At 65.5% G+C, this 14339-nt stretch carries 12 protein-coding genes; 6 read left to right on the forward strand and 6 right to left on the reverse strand.

The genetic code is table 11. The features are described 5' to 3' along the window. Positions 1-73 precede the first annotated feature (73 nt). Positions 74-853 carry a lysophospholipid acyltransferase family protein gene (locus tag MJ956_RS01260; protein ID WP_423724774.1) on the forward strand — a complete coding sequence of 260 codons (780 nt, stop codon included), beginning with the start codon at positions 74-76 and terminating at the stop codon, positions 851-853. On the opposite strand, the gene MJ956_RS01265 is transcribed toward MJ956_RS01260, so the two are convergent. After that, positions 848-1360 (reverse strand): gamma-glutamylcyclotransferase, encoded by a 513-nt coding sequence (locus MJ956_RS01265; RefSeq protein WP_256477682.1) that lies wholly within the window; start codon positions 1358-1360, stop codon positions 848-850. The two genes, MJ956_RS01260 and MJ956_RS01265, sit on opposite strands and share 6 nt — an antisense overlap. A gap of 61 nt (positions 1361-1421) precedes the next feature. Here MJ956_RS01265 and MJ956_RS01270 point away from each other — a divergent pair, with 61 nt between their 5' ends. Continuing rightward, positions 1422-2453, forward strand: a complete 1032-nt coding sequence (locus tag MJ956_RS01270) for a DUF2125 domain-containing protein (protein WP_253962667.1) — start codon at positions 1422-1424, stop codon at positions 2451-2453. Between the two features lie 243 nt (positions 2454-2696). After that, complete coding sequence (locus MJ956_RS01275; protein WP_253962668.1) at positions 2697-4121, forward strand: DUF2252 domain-containing protein; 1425 nt, start codon at positions 2697-2699, stop codon at positions 4119-4121. Positions 4122-4172: 51 nt separating this feature from the next. On the opposite strand, the gene MJ956_RS01280 is transcribed toward MJ956_RS01275, so the two are convergent. The 3 genes from MJ956_RS01280 to pheA form a co-directional block, all read right to left on the reverse strand. After that, positions 4173-5111 (reverse strand): prephenate/arogenate dehydrogenase family protein, encoded by a 939-nt coding sequence (locus MJ956_RS01280; RefSeq protein ID WP_253962669.1) that lies wholly within the window; start codon positions 5109-5111, stop codon positions 4173-4175. Beyond that, positions 5108-6205 carry a histidinol-phosphate transaminase gene (gene hisC, locus MJ956_RS01285; RefSeq protein ID WP_253962670.1) on the reverse strand — a complete coding sequence of 366 codons (1098 nt, stop codon included), beginning with the start codon at positions 6203-6205 and terminating at the stop codon, positions 5108-5110. The genes MJ956_RS01280 and hisC overlap by 4 nt, the downstream gene beginning before the upstream one ends. Before the next feature lie 76 nt (positions 6206-6281). Continuing rightward, complete coding sequence (gene pheA, locus MJ956_RS01290; RefSeq protein ID WP_253962671.1) at positions 6282-7079, reverse strand: chorismate mutase; 798 nt, start codon at positions 7077-7079, stop codon at positions 6282-6284. A 203-nt stretch (positions 7080-7282) separates the two neighbouring features. Between pheA and metX the strand changes: the two genes are divergently transcribed. From metX to MJ956_RS01305, 3 genes are all read left to right on the forward strand, one after another. Continuing rightward, complete coding sequence (gene metX, locus MJ956_RS01295) at positions 7283-8464, forward strand: homoserine O-acetyltransferase MetX (RefSeq protein WP_253962672.1); 1182 nt, start codon at positions 7283-7285, stop codon at positions 8462-8464. Between the two features lie 2 nt (positions 8465-8466). Next, positions 8467-9120, forward strand: a complete 654-nt coding sequence (gene metW / locus MJ956_RS01300; protein WP_253962673.1) for a methionine biosynthesis protein MetW — start codon at positions 8467-8469, stop codon at positions 9118-9120. Between the two features lie 299 nt (positions 9121-9419). Next, positions 9420-10517: a helix-turn-helix transcriptional regulator gene (locus tag MJ956_RS01305; RefSeq protein WP_253962674.1), complete on the forward strand. Its 1098-nt coding sequence runs from the start codon at positions 9420-9422 to the stop codon at positions 10515-10517. A 1199-nt stretch (positions 10518-11716) separates the two neighbouring features. On the opposite strand, the gene MJ956_RS01310 is transcribed toward MJ956_RS01305, so the two are convergent. Both MJ956_RS01310 and MJ956_RS01315 read right to left on the reverse strand, forming a co-directional pair. Then, positions 11717-12931, reverse strand: a complete 1215-nt coding sequence (locus MJ956_RS01310) for a D-alanyl-D-alanine carboxypeptidase/D-alanyl-D-alanine-endopeptidase (RefSeq protein ID WP_253962675.1) — start codon at positions 12929-12931, stop codon at positions 11717-11719. A gap of 99 nt (positions 12932-13030) precedes the next feature. After that, positions 13031-13987 (reverse strand): MBL fold metallo-hydrolase, encoded by a 957-nt coding sequence (locus tag MJ956_RS01315; protein ID WP_253962676.1) that lies wholly within the window; start codon positions 13985-13987, stop codon positions 13031-13033. Positions 13988-14339: the final 352 nt, after the last annotated feature.

Here is a 14339-nt window from a genome sequence, read left to right on the forward strand (position 1 = left end):
TAAAGCGTCCGGCGACGCGCGGCGGTGTCCTTGCCGTCGCGCTTCCTCACCGAATGCCGTCGGAGCGATCGATTTGATGACCACGCTGCGCTCGCTCATCTTCAACGTCCTGTTCTATCTCAACCTCATCGGCCAACTACTGCTCTTCTCGCCGGTCTTCTTCGTGATCTCGGAGGACAAGGCCTGGCGAATCGTCAAGAACTGGGCGCGGTCCAGCCTCTGGCTGCTCGAACATGTCGCAGGCATCCGCGCATCGATCTCCGGCAAGCGATACATTCCGTTCGCGCCCGCGATCATCGCGGCGAAGCACCAGTCGTTCTGGGATGTCTTCGCGCTTCTGCCCGATCTCGACCGGCCGACCTTCATCCTCAAGAAGGAGCTGCTGGCGATCCCGTTCTTCGGCTGGTACGCCAGGCGCATGGCGATGATCCCGGTCGACCGGGCGCGCCGCGGCGGGGCTGTGGCCTCGATGATCGAGGGCGCCGAGAAGGCCGTGGCGGAGAGCCGCCAGATCGTCATCTTTCCGGAAGGCACGCGGACCGCGCCGGGCGCGGAGGCCGACTACCGCCAAGGGGTATTCCGCCTTTACGAGGCGTTGCAACTGCCCGTCGTGCCGGTGGCGCTGAATTCCGGCCTTTACTGGCCGCGGCGCCGGTTCATCCGCCGCCCGGGGACGATCCGCGCGGATATTCTCGAGCCTATCGAGCCGGGCCTGCCGCGCGGCGAGTTTCTCGACCGGCTGCGCAAGGCGATCGAGACACGGTCGCGCGAGCTGCTGGCCGAAGCCCATGCCAGGGACGGCCACCTTCCGGCGGGGCCTGCCGGGCACGCCGACCGCGCGCCGAGCCTATAGCCTCGCGACGACATCCTCCAGCCAGCGGTCCCTCAGCCCCATCTCGCGAATGTGGTCGAGCGCGCTGGTGACGTAATCGACGTTCGGACCGGACTGGCCATGCGAGCGGCGGACCAGCGTGGCGGCATGCTCGGCGGTCACGCGGCCGGCATACTGGCTGTGGCCGCGATCGACCACATAAGTCAGTGCACGCGTATTGCGCCCGTCGGTGAGGCGCACCGGCAGGGTCTGCTCGCGATAGACATGGGTGACGAGTTCGCGCGCCCGCAGATACTCGACCACCGCCTCCCGCGCCGCTCCCCTGACGCGAAACGCCATGCCGACGCAGGAGCCGCCCCGGTCGAGGCCGAAGACAAGGCCGGGCCGCTCGGGCGTGCCGCGATGCACGAAGGAGCGCACGCACAGCGATCGGTGATAGCCGGCCAGCCGCGCCTTGACCCGCTCCTCGAAGTCGAAGCCCGGCCGCCAGATCAGCGAGCCGTAGCCAAACACCCAAAAATCGTCCATTGCCCTCAAAATGCCCCGTGCGTCGGTTTTGCCCGACCCGGAGCTCACAAAGGGTAATGGCATGGCGGCGTCAAGCGGGAAGACTTCGGGCGCGGGACGCGCCTTTGTCTGGGTCATCGGGGTGGCGCTGCTTCTCGCCGGCGGGCTCAGTGGCGCCTGGTATTATCTCGCCGATCAGCTCGAAACACAGGTCACGCGGGTCATCGCCGGCGCGCGCGTGCAAGGCGCGGAGATCGGTTGCGCGGGGCGCAGCGTCTTCGGCTATCCATTCCGGCTCGGCGTGCGCTGCGACGCCGTGACGCTGGAAATGCCGGGCGATGCGCGCGGGCAAGGCCTGCGGGCGACGGCCGGGGCGCTCAGAACCGCGGCGCAGATCTACCGGCCGAATCGCGTCGTCGCGGAACTCGACAGCCCGCTGCTCGTCGACGCGCAACAGATGGCGCCGCTCGACATCCGCTGGCAACTGACCCAGGCGAGCGCCAGCTTCTGGACCGAGGGGATGGACCGTTTCGCGCTGGTGGCCGACCAGCCGGTCGTCGCGCTGGCCCAGCCCGCCGCCGGCCGCCTGCCGCTGTTCGAGGCCGGCCGGTTCGAAGCGCATGCGCGCCGCCGCGACGGCGATCTCGACATCGCCGTTTCCAGCGCGGACGGGCGTGTCGTCGCCCCCGATGCACCGTCCTTGCCGGTCTTCGATGCCGCCGCCGACCTGACCCTCACCGGCGCCGCCGACTGGCTTGCCGGGCGCATCGACGGCGATACGCTTGGAGAGGCGCTTGCCGGGCGGGAGGGGGCTCTGCGCTCGCTGAAGCTTGATTTCGGCGAGGCAAGCGCCGAGTTGTCGGGCGACTTCGCGGTCGCGGCGGATGGCCTCGTCTCGGGCGATTTCGAACTCGCCGTCGCCGACCCGCAGCGCATCGCGGCCCTTGTGGGCGAGGCGATGCCGCAGTTCGCCCCTATCGCCCAATCTGTGGCTTCGGCGATCGGCTTCGTCGCTCGTCAGGAGAACGGCCGCGACATCGTCGCGCTGACCCTGCGCGATGGCAACCTTTCGGCCGGCGTCATTCCGCTCGGACAGGTGCCGGCGATACGGTGAGGGCGGCGGACGCCGCGAGAAGCCGGCCCCCTCGGCGGTCTCATGCCCGCAGCGCGGGGCGCGCCAGACCGGCGAGGGAACGGCTGGGCCTGTCGCGCGCTTTCTACACCGGGATAAGAGAAGCGGGTACCGGTTTCGCGCTCGCGTCCCGCTCATCCGAGTGTAATCAAATCCCGTGCAGGAAAAACGGATCGACCCGATCCGCTCCGATCACCTCGTGAACTAGGAACAGGGAGAGGACGCATGGCCAAAGCGCGCAAGACCAAGGCGGCCGAAACCGAAACGACCAAGACCGAAGTCAAGGCCTCATGGAAGGCCGCGGGAGACGTCGAGAGCTTCCGGGAGCTCTCCGCTCGTATCGCCGCGGGGGAGCCGGTCGTGCTGCCGGTCCTGCTCACCGGTCAACGTCGGCGCGAACACGTCCGCTCGACCCTGCGCGAGGACCACGCGGGGCGCATCGAGCAGCGTTCTCCCGGCGCAAGGACGAAGTTCGACGAACTGGCCGATGACTTGTTCAAATTCTTTCGAGGCACCGCGCTGCTGTTCTACCGCGACATGGTCGGAGACGACGCGCAGATGCCCACCGTCATGGCTCTGGGCGACGTGCATCCCGAAAACTTTGGGGTCATGCCCGACAAGGACGGCGCGCCGATCTTCGGCGTGAACGATTTCGACGAGACGATCTACGCGCCCTTCACCTGGGACATCAAACGCGGCGCCGTGGGCTTCTGGATCGCTGCCCAGGAAGTGTCGGGAATGAAGCGCAAGAAACAACGCAAGGTCGTAGGCAAATTCGTCAAGGGCTACCTTGAGGCCATGCAGGGTTATGCCGAGCGCGCGACCGAAAAGAACGACGCCTACCGGATGGACAATTCGCCCGAGGTGATCCGGCGCTTGTTCGAAGAAGCCTGGGAAGAGCGGCGCGACTGGCTCTGGGACGATTATCTCAAGCCTTCCGGCCGCGGCTTCCGCGCCAATGGCGAATTGCAACCGCTCTCGAGCGAGGTCGCAAAGTTTCAGAAAGCCGTCAACCAGCTGGCCAAGCTGAAAGGGATCGACGCGACCGACCGCGCCGGCGAGCTGAAGGTCAAGGATGTCTGTGTCCGGCATGGTCAGGGCACGGCGTCCCTCGGACTTCCGCGCTACTACGTCCTCATCGAAGGCCCGTCGAAGGACGCCACCGACGATCTGATCATCGAGTTCAAGCGCGCCCGTCGCTCGGCCCTGGACGGGCTGACGCCACCGTCGGATTTCAACGCGGGCGACAACGCCGACCGCATTCTGCATGGCCAGACGGTGCAGCTTGCCCACGGCGACATCTTCTACGGTGCCGTGGAGATCGATGGCGAGAGCTTCATGAGCCGGGAGCGGGCGCCCTTTCGCGACGACATCGATCTCGAGGAACTGAGCTATAAATCCTGGAAGGCATATGCCCGGGTGTGCGGCGCGGCGCTGGCGCAGTCACATGCGCTGTCCGACGATCTGGGTCAGATCGACTACGATGTGGAACCCTCCATCGTCGCCGCCGCCAATCCGCGCAAGCTCTTCATCGCGGACATCGTGCGCTTCACGGAAGAGGCGGCCGATCGCCTCAAGACAGATCATACCCTGTTTCGCGCGGACCACCGTCGCGGCGCCTTCGAAAGCATCGAAATGGTCTACCGCTGAGCCGGAAGCCGCCAAGCGGGGCGCGCCCGGCCGCGGCCTGGCGCGTGCGCTTTATTTCCGCTCCGGCTCGTGCCTGCCATGCTCGCGGCCAAAGTCCGGCTCGGCGGTGTCCTGGCCGGCCTCGATGATGCCGCGGCGGATGGCGCGGGTGCGGGTGAACAGCTCGAACAGCGTGTCGCCGTCGCCCCAGCGGATCGCCCGCTGCAGCGAGGCGAGGTCCTCGGAAAACCGCGCCAGCATCTCCAGGACGGCCTCGCGGTTGCTTAGGAACACGTCCCGCCACATGGTCGGGTCGGAGGCGGCGATGCGGGTGAAATCGCGAAAGCCGGAGGCGGAGAATTTCACCACTTCCTGCTGGGTCACCGTCTCCAGATCGGCGGCGGTGCCGACGATGTTGTAGGCGATCAGATGCGGCACATGGCTGACGATGGCGAGCACCAGGTCGTGGTGGTCCGGCGTCATGATTTCGACGGTCGAGCCGCAGCCTTCCCAGAAGCGCTTCAGCCGATCGATCGCCTCGGCGTCGGTGCCGTCGGGCGGCGTCAGGATGCACCAGCGGTTCTCGAAGAGTTCGCGGAAGCCCGCGTCGGGGCCGGACTGCTCGGTGCCGGCGATCGGATGGGCCGGCACGAAATGCACCGTCTCCGGCAGATGCGGGCGCATCTGCTGGACCACCGCGCCCTTGACCGAACCGACGTCGGTGACGATCGCGCCGGGTTCGAGCGCCCCGGCGATCTCCTTGGTCACGGCGCCGCAGGAGCCGACCGGAACGCACAGGATGACGAGGTCGGCGCCGCGCACCGCCTCGGCCGCGTCGAGATGGTAGCTGTCGCCGAGTTTCAGTTCCTCGGCCCGTTTCAGCGTCTCGGCCCGCCGCGTGGTGATGGCGATATGCCGGGCGAGACCGTGGGCGCGGATGTTATGGGCGAGCGAGGAACCGATCAGGCCGATGCCGATCAGCGCAACGCGGTCGAACAGCGGCTCGCTCATGCTTCCCCCTTGCCGAGAAACGCGCCGAGCGCCGCGACGGCGCTGCGATTGGCTTCCTCGGTGCCGATGGTCATGCGCAGCGCGTTGGGAAAACCGTATCCGCCGACGCGGCGCAGGATGAAGCCGCGCGCGGTGAGGAAATCATCGGCCTCGGCGGCGGTGCGGCCCGGCGTGTCGGGAAAGTGGACGAGGACGAAATTGCCGACGCTCGGCGTCACCGTCAGGCCGAGGCTGGTTAGCGCGTCGGTGGTCCATTCGAGCCAGCGGGCGTTGTGGTCGGCCGCCTGTTCGACGAAGCCGCGGTCGCGGATGGCGGCCGCGCCGGCGGCAATCGCCGCGGCGTTCAAATTGAACGGCCCGCGCACCCGGTCGAGCGCGTCGACGATCGCTTCCGGCCCGTACAGCCAGCCGATCCGCAAGGCGGCGAGGCCATAGATCTTGGAGAAGGTGCGGGTCATCACGACGTTCTCGGCCGAGGAGACCAGCTCGATGCCGGCGCCGTAATCGTTGCGCCGGACATATTCGGCATAGGCCGCGTCGAGGACGAGGACGACATTGCCCGGCAGGCCGGCATGCAGCCGCCGCACCTCGTCGAACGGCAGGTAGGTGCCGGTCGGGTTGTTCGGGTTGGCCAGGAAGACCAGCCTGGTCTTCTCGGTGACGGCGGCCAGGATCGCGTCGACGTCGGCGGTGGCGTTCGTCTCCTTTACCGCGACCGGCGTCGCGCCGCGCGCCAGAATCTGGATGCGGTAGACCAGAAAGCCGTGCTCGGTGTGAATCGCCTCGTCGCCGGGCGCGAGATAGCACTGGCACAGGAGCCCGAGCAGCTCGTCCGAGCCGTTGCCGCAGAGAATGTTGCGCGGGTTGAGACCATGCACCTCGGCGATGGCGCGCTTCAGCTCGGTTGCCTGACCGTCGGGATAGAGCTCGGGATGGGCCAGCGCCGCGATCGCCGCCTCGCGCGCCGCCGGCGCGGCACCGAGCGGTGTCTCGTTGGAGGAGAGCTTATAGAGCGTCACGCCGGCCGGCGCCTTGCTCTTTCCCGGCACATAGGCCTCGATGTCGAGGACGCCCTTGTTCGGAACGGGTCTCATCGTCCGTATACTTTCGTTGGTGACTGCGGGGCGCCGATGCTGGCGCACCGATCGCGACGCGGTCGCGCGACAGGCGTCAGGATGGGGACCGGAACGGGGCCGCATAGCCCCCGATCGACCGGATGTCGAGGCCGGGACCGAGCGCCGCGGCCACCGACGCCTCATCTTTTTCGGTCGCGACCAGGACGCTGATGCGATCGGTGCAGTAGCGAGCCTCGGCGATCACCGTCAGGCCGTCCGGGATCTGGGGCAGGGCGGTCAGCCCATCCACCGAAAAACAGGCGATCTCCGGCGACACCGGATCGGCGAGCGGCGGCGCGATGACCAGCGCGGGCGTCGCCGCCGGCCGATCCGGTTCGTCGAAAAAGGGCAGCCGCGCGACGATCTGGGCCGAGCCGAGCCCCTGCCACCAGGGATGGCCGGTCGCGCCGATCGGCAGGATGCCGAGCTTGTCGCCACCGGCCTCGATGGAGGCGACCACCGCCTGGCTCGACGCGGCGATCGACAGGGGAACGGAAAAGCCGAAATAGAACCGGGCCGTGTCGGCGCTGGCGACACGGTCGCCGTCACCGGCGATGACGACCTCGAACGGGGCCTGGAGAGCGGTGAAGGTGGAGATGATCTCGCGCCACAGATGCTCCATCGCGGTCAACGGCAGGTGGCCCTCATGGCGCCTGGCCAGCCGGCGCATCATGTCGGCCTCACGACCGGGGCGGAAGGCGGCGCCGTTTCTCGCGGTGCCCTTCACCTCGATCAATTCGTCGATGACGGTGGCGCGCTGCATCAGGAGCCGATGCACGGATTCGTCGATGGCGTCGATCTTCGCCCTGAGCTCGGCGAGCCGCGATGGATCGGCAGTGACGATTCCGCTCATGCGTTTCGGGCTCCCTCTTTGCCTAGCCAAGCGCTTCTACCGGCCCCGCGCGCGCTTGGCAAAGCGCCGCATCCGGATCGCCGGCCGGCGCGACGATTGCCGCAGCGGGCGTGAATGCGTATCTGTGCCCCCTGAACCCGAACACCGCCGGTCGCCGCGACACCCGTTGCGCCGGCCGGCGCGTATCATCAAGCGGGATGGACATGAGCGTCGACGTCTCGACCGAAGATCTGGAATACGCGGCCGGCAGTCGCGAGGCGAACCATCCGTCGAGCCCCGTCGCCTATTTCGGCGCGGACGAGCCGCTGCGTCTCGACGCCGGCCGCGACCTTTCGCCGTTCCAGATCGCCTACAACACATACGGGACCCTGAACGCCGACAAATCAAACGCCATCCTCGTCTGCCATGCTCTGACCGGCGATCATTACGTCGCCAGCCAGTCGCCGGTGACCGGCAAGCCGGGCTGGTGGAACTCGATCATCGGCGAAGGCAAGCCGATCGACACGTCGAAATATTTCGTCATCTGCTCGAATGTCATCGGCGGCTGCATGGGCTCCACCGGCCCCGCCTCGATCGATCCGGCGACCGGGGAGCCCTACGGGCTCGACCTGCCGGTGATCACCATTCCCGACATGGTGCGGGCGCAGGCGATGCTGGTGAAACGACTCGGTATCGACACGCTGTTCGCCGTCATCGGCGGCTCGATGGGCGGCATGCAGGTGCTGCAATGGACGGTGAGCTATCCCGACAAGGTCTTCGCCGCCCTGCCGATCGCCACCGGCGCGCGCCACTCGTCCCAGAATATCGCCTTCCACGCGGTCGGGCGGCAGGCGGTGATAGCCGATCCCGACTGGCATGGCGGGCGCTACTACGCCGTCGGCAAGCGGCCGCACAAGGGACTGGCGGTCGCGCGGATGGCGGCACACGTCACCTATCTGTCGGAGACGGCGTTGCACCGCAAGTTCGGGCGCAATCTGCAGGATCGCGAAACGCTCGGCTTCGGCTTCGACGCCGATTTCCAGATCGAGAGCTATCTCAGGCACCAGGGGATGACCTTCGTCGACCGCTTCGACGCCAATTCCTATCTCTACATGACCCGCTCGATGGACTATTTCGACATCGCGGCGGATTACGGCGGCAGCCTCGCCGAGGCGTTCCGCGACGCCACCACGCGCTTTTGTCTCGTCTCGTTCTCCTCCGACTGGCTGTTTCCGACCGGGGAGAACCGCGCCGTCGTGCATGCGCTCAACGCCGCCGCCGCTTCGGTCTCCTTCGTCGAGATCGAGACCGACCGGGGCCACGACGCCTTCCTCCTCCATGAGCCGGAATTCTTCGCCGCGATCGACGGCTTCATCTCGTCGGCCGCGCGGGCAAGGGGGCTTTGACGATGGCGGTTCTGGATACGCCCGTTCCGACAAGCGAGACCGTCACGGCGAATGCCTCGACCCGTATCGATCTGGAGCTGATCGCCGGGCTGGTGACGCCGGGAAGCCGCGTGCTCGACGTCGGCTGCGGGGATGGCTCGCTCCTGTCGCTGCTGGAACGGCGCCGGCGGGTCGACGGACGCGGCGTCGAGCTCAGCCAGGCCGGCGTCAACGAGTGCGTCGGGCGCGGCCTGTCGGTCATCCAGGGCGATGCCGACCGCGATCTCGTCTATTATCCCGACGACGCCTTCGACTTCGTCATCCTGTCGCAGACCATCCAGGCGACACGCAATCCGAAGACGGTGCTGACCGAACTCCTCAGGATCGGCGAGCGGGCGATCGTGTCGTTCCCGAATTTCGGCCATTGGTCGATCCGCCTGTCGCTGGGCCTCTACGGCCGCATGCCGGTGACGCGGAACCTGACGCATTCCTGGTACGACACGCCGAACATCCATTTCTGCACCATCCGGGATTTCGTCGCGCTGGCCGACGAGATCGGCGCGACGGTCGCGGTCGCCATGGCGATCGACGCCACCGGCCAGAAGATGGGGATGAAGATGCCCTGGGCGTTCTGGAACCTGTTCGGCCAGCAGGCGGTGTTCGTGCTGAGGCGGTAGGCGAAATGACAGTCGAGACCGCTGGCGCGCGCCTCGGCGCCACGAGGATCTCAACGCAAAGACGGTTTCCGGTTGGCGCAATCTGGCTCTGTTGCGAATCGTACCACCGGTCCGAAAGAGCCGTGTTCGACGGCGCTATCTCGCACATCGCCACTGTCAGCCAAGTTTCCTTGTCGGACCCGATTCTTGCCCTTGGGAGAGGCAGCGCGCATGATGGAGCGCCCAGTCAGGCCATTTGTTGTCAATATGGACTAGCGTCACATCGCCTGCACCGGGTTGCGTAAGGTCTGGAGGGTTCCTTGAAATTCCTCGATGAATTCGAGCGTATCACCTCCGTCATCTATGAAGCTTCAGTAGCGCCTGAGGATGGGTGGCAAGACGTATCGGATGCGTTGAGCGAAGTCTTTTTAGAGGCTGCTGTCGTCATTGACGACAATGGGATTGCGCGCCAGGACGATCACTTCCTAAAAACGAGCAGATTCGATCTGGAGCGGGTCAAAACGCATTTCGAGCGGTTTGCGACCGCGGAGGAGAATTCCGGTGTGCGGTCTCTTCTGACGGGTCCCGTGTCCAGAGCTTTCGACATGCGTTCAGGCTTCGAGCCGGGTGAGTGGGATCGCGATCCTTCTGTCGCGGCGATCCTGCAGCCGCAAGGAATTACCGAAGGTCAGCTACTTGTCTTGGAGAGAAACGACGGCCGGCTCACTGATTTGCTGATCTACAGGGGGCAGCGAGGGGGGGCTTTCTCGACCAAGGAACTGCGCCTCATCAACGCTTTGGCACCGCATCTGAAACGGGCCCTCGCAATTCGTCGACACTTGCGAGAGATGACCGAACAGATGCTTGAGGCGCAGCGATTATTGCAGAACGTCGCTGGTGGACTCATCATGACCGATCAGGCCGGACGTGTCATCGAGGCAAGCGGCAGTGGCCGGCAAGCCCTTGATTCGGCAGCAGCCATCTACGTATCGCAGGGCCGTATCCGCGCCCGCCATCCGGCCGCGGATAGGGTGTTGAATGCAATGTTCGCGGGCGATTTCGCGAGAGGGGATGAGCCGATGCGTCTCCCCGGCGACGATGGCCATGATTACATCTTGTGGGAATTTCCTGCTTCCGCAGCGAACGGGCTTACAGATTCGGTCAATCGGCGGGTTTTCGGCATCAATCTTCAAGCCGTTTCCAAGGGGGCACCGCCTCTCGATTTACAACGCCGCTACGGGTTGACCCAAGCAGAGGGTGAAATTGCAGCGGCGTTTGCCTTGGGTGCGTCGCTTGGTGAGATTGCCGAGATGCGGGGCAATTCCGTCCATACGGTTCGCACCCACTTGAAGTCCATCTTCGCCAAGACAGGCACGCATCGCCAGAGCCAGCTTGTCGCCTTGCTGCATGCGCCCTAGCGCGATCGACCGACCGATCGCAGACCGAAAATTATCTCGATAATACTGTTGGAACATACCCCAATTAGGGGATGTGCACCGTCAACCCGATAAACGAGACTGTCCGTTCAGGAATCTCGGGATCCGTCTGGATCTGACAGCAAAATATCGCGGTCAACAGGAATTCGATGCCGCTTTTTTGCTTCGAGAACCACGAATATACCGAATATATTCGCGGCTTGCTTCGATTTTCGCCGCGCTACGCATCGATCGGTCGGATTTTTCACTTCGCCGATATCCATTTTTCTTTTTGACGCGAAATGATTTGGAGGCATGAATGGAATTTTTTGCTGCAATCGCGATTTGCTTGAGTTCCATACCCGCCAGCGAGTGCCAGCGGACGACCGCGGTTCACTGGTACACGATCCCGGAGCCGAGCACAGGCGTCTCTGGATGCATGCGTGACGGCATGATTTCGGCGGCTCGCTCTCGCCTCTTGAAGGGAGACGTGTACCCGAAGGTCACCTGCCGGTCCGCCGAAGCGATGACTCGAAATGCCGAGTTGGGACAATAGTTCGGCGGGTGAGGGGCGTCCCTATACTGCCCTGGCGCCGAACTCACCGGATCCGGGTCGAGTGACCACGCGATCGGAGTTCGAGATTTTGGTGATCGAGAGCGATCCTGTCGTTGCGGCATACCTGGAGGATGTTATTTCCGACATTGGTGTCGCTTGGAGATGCTCATCACTGCCGTCGTGCTTGCGAGAGTTGCTTGTCTGTGATCGCGATGGCGCCGTGGTCGGTCTCGATGGGCAGGGAATGCTCCCGCACGTCGCCCTCAGTGTTCTCAGGCGTAGGCGCATTCCGGTCGTCCTGTATACAGCCTCGGCGGAGCATGATGCATGGGCGGCCCAATTTCCGGGCGTCCCTGTCTTTTGCAATAACCCGCCACGGGATGAGGAACTGGCGCGGCGCGTTCTTGCCGCGGTCGACGCTACGCAGTCTGGTCTACTCGGTTGAAGGTTTTCTCGTGGGGCCGGCTCGTGCTGGTTCCTGACTTTTTCAACGGTATCGGTCCGAAACAACTATTTCCAAGCTGCCCTCCCTCCACCCGCGCGCCGGTGCCGGCCGCGACCAGCACCGGCTTGGCCACCTGGCGACGCCGGCGAAGACCGCCACGGGTCACGGCCGACGCGTTTTCGCCTCCACGACAGCCTCCCCCTACAACCCCCGTTCGATGGTTTCGAGCAGCCGGAAGCGCAGCTTGCCGCCACCCTTCAGCGAGATGACGAAGCGGACGTCGCCATGGTCGTCGGTCTTGGCGTAGCCGGCCAAGGTGCTGACGCCTGAGAAGGTGCCGGTCTTGTAGCGCGAGCCCTTTTTTGTACCGCGCAGCAGCTCGGCATGCGGCGCGAAGCCGTCGAGAACCCGGGCAACGCCGCGCGCCGTAAAGCGGTTGTCGCGGCTGATGCCGGAGCCTTCCACCAGCTGGATCGCGTCGGCGAGATCGTGTTTGGCGAAGATCTCCCGCGTCACCGCGAGCGACTTTTCCAGGCTGACAGGCCCGCCGCTGCGATCGGCGCCGATCTCCAGAAAGATCTGGTTGGCGATATAGTTGTTCGAGCCGATGAGCATCTGCCGCAAAATTTCCGACAAGTCGCGCGACTGGTTGTGCACGTAGACCGGCTCCAGCCCGGCGGGAACGGAGCCGATCGCAATCTCGCCCTCGACGCCGCCGCCGGCCTTCTCGATGAAGGCGGCGATCAATTCGCCGGCATATCTGACGCCTATGCCCGGGTCCTCCTGGGTCAGGCTGATCCGGCTGCGCCCGTTCGGACCGCGCGCCCGGAACTGGGCGATCGCCAGCGGGGTGATCGGGGTCTGCTCCTCGGCGGAGCGGACGGTCTTGCCGTTGCGCACGGCATTGATCGTGTTGAAATTCACCGCGAGCGCCGCGTTCAGCGCGTCATAGGCCTCGTCGGTGGCCTCGATGCCCGGTATGCGAAGATCGGCGGGGTAGTAGCTGGAGTCGATCACCATCCGGGCAAAGGGCTCCGTGCCGGCCTCGGCGAGAAGTTCGGGCGCGAGCAGCGCCAGTTCCTCGGAGACCAGGAACGGGTCGCCGCCGCCGCGCACATACAGCACCCGGTCGTCGTCCAGATAGAAGCGGGTCTTGAAGCGATAGTCCCCGCCCAGGACCTCCATCGCCAGCCATGCCGTGACGAGTTTGGCGACGGAAGCGGGAACGAAGGGGTCGTCGGCATTTTGCGCGACCAGTTCGTTGCCGTCCGCATCCAGCACGAGCACCAGCCCCGAAGGCGCGAGGGCCGCGATTCTCTCCTTCACGTCGGCGAAGGCCGGGGCGGACAGCAGCAGAACCGCGACGGCGGCGGCGGAAAGGCGGGACCACATGGCGAACTCCAGCATGGCGAGCATAGGCGCGCCTACACTAATGGCGCCGGGGCGTCAGGCAAGCCGGATCGCTGCGCGGGGTCGCATGGCGGCGAACCGCCGGGCCGCCATGTGACGGCAGCCTCAGCAGCCGTCGGTGCACGTCCCTTCGGCATCGAAAGTCATGGTCCTGCCGCTGAGCGGCACATGCGCGGCGGTTGTCGTCGCCTCAATGAAGGCGGCGGTCTTGCTTCCGGCGACGACCTCGCCGTTCTCGGTCGCGGGCTCGTTGGCGTGGGACGGAATCACCGAGCCCGGCTTGACCAGTTCGTCGATGACGAAGGCGGCTTCCGTCGGGCCGGTCGTGAAGACATCGCCGATATTCATGACCACGAGCCTGGCGCCATACTGTCGGCGAACGACGGTCTCCTGTTCGGCGGTCACGCCGGTGTCGCCCGACAGATAGACGCTGAGGCCGTTGGAGAACGTCAGGACGTAGCCGGTCGGCGGGCCGACATAGGCGTTGAGCCCGGCTTCCTTCAGATCCTCGCCCAGCCGACCCTCGATGAAGTCGCCCGAAAGCCCGTTCGAATGGACGGCCGGCACCGTGGTGATGCTGACGCCGCCGACTTTTCGCGATGCGCCGAAGCGCACGAGCTGGACCGAACTCGCGTCGCCGCCGAGCTTGCCGATCTTGTTGGAAAAGAACTGCGCCATCTCGCTGCCGACGACGATCTTGGCGTTCTTGCCGGCCGCGATCTCGGCGCTGTTGGAGTTGGGCGTCGTAACGACCGGCATTTCGGGCGACCCGCACTCGCCGGAATTGACCGCCTCGATCCGCTTGTCGCCGAGATGGTCGCCGTGAACATGGCTGACCAGAACCGCGTCGATGTTGCCAAGACGAGGATCCTCGGCCCCCGCGACGGTCCGCCCGGCATCGTAGAGGATGCGCGTGCCGTCGGGATCCTCGAAGACCATCGCCCGATCGAGGGCGCAGAACTCGCCGTCATGGCTGCCCAGCGGCGTCACCGAGACCCCGCCGGTCTGGGCGGTCGCCGGCGTCGCGACGGACAGGATGAGGATCGCCAGTAATTTTCGCATCGAAGATCTCCGCTGGGCTGTCTTTCCGCCACCCGCGCGAGTGGCTCTACCGACAGGCAACTAGGTATCGGGTCGGCGGATCAATGACCAAAGGCCATCCCCTCACGAAAACGCGATGATGATCCGGCCCCAGCGGGCGCCAGCCATGAAGCGGGGGCGGCAGCGATCTCGCCGAGAAAATTGTGCCGCGTTCACCCCTCCATCCGCGCTGCGGCGGCAGCACGGGCTTGAGGCGGCTTTCGCGGCTGATGCCCGACCCCGCCCGCTACTTCTTCGGTTTCGGCGGCGTTGCGACATTTCCCTTCTGACTGGGCTGGGAGGCGTTCGGCTTCGGCGCCTGCACCTTTTTCGA

The organism is Aurantimonas marianensis (assembly GCF_024195285.1).
GTDB classification, from domain to species: Bacteria; Pseudomonadota; Alphaproteobacteria; order Rhizobiales; family Rhizobiaceae; genus Aurantimonas; species Aurantimonas marianensis.